This window comes from Shigella sp. FC1967, assembly GCF_001743005.1.
In the GTDB taxonomy this organism is placed as follows: Bacteria; Pseudomonadota; Gammaproteobacteria; order Enterobacterales; family Enterobacteriaceae; genus Proteus.
Genome location: NZ_MIIZ01000771.1, coordinates 1 through 3,526, shown reverse-complemented (window position 1 = coordinate 3,526; position 3,526 = coordinate 1). Strand labels below are relative to the sequence as shown.

Annotated in this window: 5 protein-coding genes; 3 read left to right on the top strand and 2 right to left on the bottom strand. The window is 32.1% G+C overall.

Annotated elements, in window-relative coordinates:
- Positions 1-454 precede the first annotated feature (454 nt).
- Entirely contained in the window at positions 455-1,594 is a 1,140-nt protein-coding gene (locus BHE89_RS12570) for a reverse transcriptase family protein (RefSeq protein ID WP_069368818.1), read from the top strand.
- A gap of 4 nt (positions 1,595-1,598) precedes the next feature.
- On the top strand, positions 1,599-1,802 hold the full coding sequence (locus BHE89_RS12565) for a retron Se72 family effector protein (protein WP_069368819.1): 204 nt from the start codon (positions 1,599-1,601) through the stop codon (positions 1,800-1,802).
- A 205-nt stretch (positions 1,803-2,007) separates the two neighbouring features.
- Here BHE89_RS12565 and BHE89_RS12560 read toward each other — a convergent pair whose 3' ends face one another.
- The gene (locus BHE89_RS12560) at positions 2,008-2,274 is read right to left on the bottom strand and encodes a type II toxin-antitoxin system RelE family toxin (RefSeq protein ID WP_069368820.1); all 267 of its coding nucleotides are present in this window, start codon (positions 2,272-2,274) and stop codon (positions 2,008-2,010) included.
- Positions 2,258-2,482 (bottom strand): type II toxin-antitoxin system RelB family antitoxin, encoded by a 225-nt coding sequence (relB, locus tag BHE89_RS12555; RefSeq protein WP_069368821.1) that lies wholly within the window; start codon positions 2,480-2,482, stop codon positions 2,258-2,260. Before relB ends, BHE89_RS12560 begins: the two co-directional genes overlap by 17 nt.
- Before the next feature lie 491 nt (positions 2,483-2,973).
- Here relB and BHE89_RS12550 point away from each other — a divergent pair, with 491 nt between their 5' ends.
- Complete coding sequence (locus BHE89_RS12550) at positions 2,974-3,246, top strand: hypothetical protein (protein WP_069368822.1); 273 nt, start codon at positions 2,974-2,976, stop codon at positions 3,244-3,246.
- Positions 3,247-3,526: the final 280 nt, after the last annotated feature.

The window sequence follows — 3,526 nt, the reverse complement described above, 5'->3', positions numbered from 1 at the left end:
AAAAAAATTAATTACACCGAATTACTCAAGGAAAACTACGCCTGAAAAGGCGATCTCTTCATGAGATCATGACCGGCATCCCCGTCTAAGGGTAGGTTCATCCATCGCAAAACGCTATGAATGGCTCCGAATACTTCGACAGTTGTCTGGCAATGTGAGTAAAAGTCCCTAAAGCCAATTGATTTATTCCTTGTGTTCCTTACTGGTCTGGCAAAACCCAACAACCAAAGAAGGAAGACTAGAATGTTTAAATTTAACATCAACTTAAGTGTAATTAATAAGACCTACAATTACGGAACTGGAGACAGTAGTAGTCGTAGAAAAAAAGGGATTGGCTTTATGGAAGTGCTGAAAAATCTTTGTATGAAGATCTATCCGTACTTGATTATATTGAAAATAATAGCTTTTATAGCTACGTTATTCTTCTAATCGACTTTTAACTCAACCTAATTTTATGAAACCTCTATTTAATGGAACTCAATTAAGCTCTCATTCATCTCTAGCTGCTATGTTAGGGGTTACACCAGAAATTTTAGATAAAATTGTGCTATCCATCCCAAAATCCTATAAAGACTTCTGTATAAAAACAGGCAAAAATAAAAAAGAAAGAGCTATTTTTGAACCAAAAAAAGGCTTGAAATACATCCAAAAAAAAATAAATGAAGAGATATTTTGTAAAGTTAAATATCCTGTTTATTTACATGGTGGATTAAAAAATAGAGATTATGTATCAAATGCTGGATTTCATTCAGGTAAAAAAACAATTATATCTCTTGATATAACAAATTTTTATCCATCAATAAGTAAAAAAGATATTTTAAATATATTTAAAAATATGATGAGGTTTTCCCCTTCAATTTCAGAAACGCTTACTAAGCTGGTCACCTTAAATGATAAACTCCCGCAAGGTGCGTGTACATCAAGCTATATAGCAAATTTAATTTTCTTTAATGATGAGCACAATATAGTAAGTAAACTAAATAGAATGGGGATGACCTATACTAGATTACTTGATGATATTACTATATCTTCAGATAAAAAATTATCAAAAGAAGAAGAAACAAAAGCTATAACAACAGTAATAGGAATGATAAATAGGCACAGACTATCTATAAATAATGATAAAACAGTAATAGAAAAATCAGATCACCATAATTCAAAATTACATGTTACAGGGTTGTGGGTAAAACATAAAAAACCCAAAGTAAGTAAAGAAAACCGTAGATATATTAGGTATCTTGTTTTTATATGCCAGAAAGAATCTGTTGTTGATAGAACATCGAGTGAGTACCATAAGCTATGGAATAAAGCATCAGGGAAAGTGGCTCAAATGCACAGACTAGGGCATCCTCAGTCAATAGAGCTAAGAGAAAAACTAAGTGAGATACTTCCTTTGTATGATGAGTATAAAATAAGGAAAATAGTTTTCCTTTCAAATAACTACATAAAAAATTTCTCTTTACCACTAAGTGATGAACAAATAAAAAAAGTAAATAAAATAATCTATGAGATAGGAATTGTTGGGCGAACAAATAAAAAATTGGCTAATGAACTAAGGGGTAAAATGAAGTCAATGCTACCTAAGGTGAAATAAAAATATGGAATGCGGATATATTAATTTCTTCGATCCGATTAAAGGATATGGATTTATAAGAAGAGAAAAAGGAAGGGATGTTATTTTTAGAACTGAAGATATTTCTGATGATAAATACATAATGGAAATACCGAAAGGAATAAATGTTGAATTTAATACAGTTAAAACAAATAAGGGATTAAAAGCTATTGATATACAATTTATTTGATTTTTATCCTGCCCCCATAATTAGTATTAGCTGAAAAGTGCTGAGGTAATCAAGAAATCTCAGCACGATAGCTAATTTATATTTTCCTTATTGAATATAATATCTCTTGGCGCCATGCAATTCCCCATACACATTATTTGACATGTTTTTTTATAGCATCTAATAAAATTAATTTTAATAATTATTAAATATTATGCATAAATTATTAATAATAAACTTCCTTTCGGTGCCCTATAATTGCAGCAAGAATAATGAGCTCATCATCCCTTATCTCGCATAGTATCCGATAGTCACCAACTCTATAACGCCAGAATTCACCCAGCTCACCTTTGAGTGGTTTGCCTGATTTACGAGGGTCATCTAAAACAGCAATGCGTAAGTCCATGAAATCAACAATACGACAGGCATTCTGTTTATCCATTTTTCGTAGAGATTTTAACGCCCGTTCAGAATAATTAATCGTCCAGACCAAGTGCTTTCCTCACGTCTTCAGCGGAATGAACCTGTTCTTCACCGCGACGAATTTTTGCAACGGTCTCAGCGGACAGGTAATAGTCTTCCAAATCTTCCAAATGAGTGAGAATAGCTTCTCTCGCATAGAATGTTTTGGTTCTTCCTGTCTGTTTTGCGAGTGACTCCAGACGTGTTTCAATGTCATCAGATAAACGAATAGCTAACATGGCTACCTCCTGAATTATTCGTGATATACATGTATAGCACACTGTAGTCTAAAACCATGAAAAAAACCAGAAGGTAGCTTCATTTCTAAAAATTAACTTTGAAATTTTACTGGGTTAATATTCTAAATATTTACATTATTCCAATGTTTTCATCTAAAATACCTGCGGTGACTTATGTTTTTATTGTGATTTTTAGTGCTATAACTATTTGCTTTACAAGGAAAACATTTAAAATATATAATTTATATATTGTATGCATATCTAATGGATGTAAACGTAATGCCAGGGAAAAAATGTCCTTTTTGTAATAACTTAACGCTTTTTGGCAATAGTTGTACTTCATGTCACTCTTCAGTAAAAACACCCATAAATGAAGGGCGGGGGGGGAAAGGTAAACAGTGTCCATTTTGCAAGACAATGACACTGTTTAATGAAAAAAATGGACTCAAATGTTCAATGTGTCAAAGAACCTTTATTAAAGGATAGATAGAATGCCTAGGTTTAAATTTCCCGACCCTAGTGAAGCAACAGTAGGAAATCCTACATTTTTTGTTGATTCAGGTCGTATTATGAATTTGTACAACCAAGATAATCCTGAGAATACTGCAATACGTTATTGCAAACGAGTAATTGATTGGTTTATTAATGAGGCTCTTTTCATTGGTTGGACAAACGCTGTAGAATCAGGTAATGCTAATGGTGTTTTTTTGCATCTTAAGATCCAAGTGATCAATAATTCATCTAATCAATTACCTTCATTTTAAAATTATATCTCTGAATAGAGTACATTTATACAATGCACTCTATTTTTTATAAGCATTAAGAAGTTATCAATCTAAGGTATTATTTAACATAAAGGGGCTTAAGCGTAATGCGACTTAGGCACTCGTTCAAAAAACACCATCAAACGCTTAAAACTTCCTATTTTTCACCCGTAAAACACACTATTTTTATGTTGCTAATTTGTTATTAAAATGGCGGTTTTTGTTTCAGCGTGAAAATACGACCAACCGGCTATTTTTTCCAAAATTTCCACGATCTTTT